Annotated in this window: 1 protein-coding gene; it reads right to left on the bottom strand. The window is 34.7% G+C overall.

The genetic code is table 4. The features are described 5' to 3' along the window. A partial coding sequence (locus MAGTDC_RS02615) for a J domain-containing protein (protein ID WP_192573133.1) occupies positions 1–579 on the bottom strand: 579 nt, incomplete at its 3' end. Positions 580–1,036: the final 457 nt, after the last annotated feature.

The following is a 1,036-nucleotide window of genomic DNA, read 5'->3' as shown; positions in this document are numbered from 1 at the left end:
ATGAAGCGAAACACAAAAACCAATGAACATTGCAACACTTATCATTAGGAAATTTCGCTGTTTCTCACCTCTAACAGAAGATTTCATTACTAGGTCCGCTTCATATTTTTTTTTTTCAGCTGCTCGTTTTGCAAACATTTTTCCATAATGCTGCTGTGACCATTCATCCAAATTATACACCTTATTAATGTTGTCTGGCATACGAACGTGGACACGCTTAGGATCGTTGCGAGAATGGTAAAATTTTGCATGTTTATATGTGTCTTCACTAACGACTGGTTCATCTCTAGTCTGAAACCGTGGTCCTGCAGTATGCAGTATTCCTTTGTCGTATAGTTTTCTTAACTTTAAGTTTCCAAGGACTTCATAGGCTTCAGTAATATCTCTAAATTTTTTGATGGCTTCATTGCTGCCCTTGGTTTTATCCGGATGATAAACCTTCGACAACTTATAATATGCTGCTTTTATATCCGCTTGTGTTGCGTGTGGAGTAACTCCTAATGAATCATAATGAGATCTACAATTAATACAGGTACTTACAAAATTTCTGCTTATAAAAGATGCACGGTTAAACTGCATCTTAATTGCGTACATATAAATATACACTGATTATAATATACAAAACGCCACACTTTATTTAAAATTTCAATAACTGTTCTGTCCATTTTAACCTCTTCTATTTTTACATCACCGCACGGCTAGAAAACAATACTTTGTTTTGTAACCTCACATTGTCATCGAGGTTAAACAAAATGAAAAAAAGACTGAACTGAACAGCTGCCTTTCACCTATTTGTAATTTCTCCTATGCCTTCCCAATAAATTTAGATATTACAAAATGAACGTTTTTATTGTAACTATGGCAATCGATTGTGATGAAAAATAATCAAAAGTTAAATATCTAATATTTAGTCAATCAACGGACACGTCATGGACAACGAAACCAAAGAATTGGTACATTTTAATATTTTCGGGTCTTTCACTAAATCCTGCGGCCAAAGATAACTTCCGTCTCCACGTTTGTATTTCTTTCCGGG

This window comes from Candidatus Hodgkinia cicadicola (assembly GCF_002774925.1).
The sequence above is the reverse complement of the archived record's forward strand: the minus strand, read 5'-3'. Positions and strand labels throughout refer to the sequence as shown.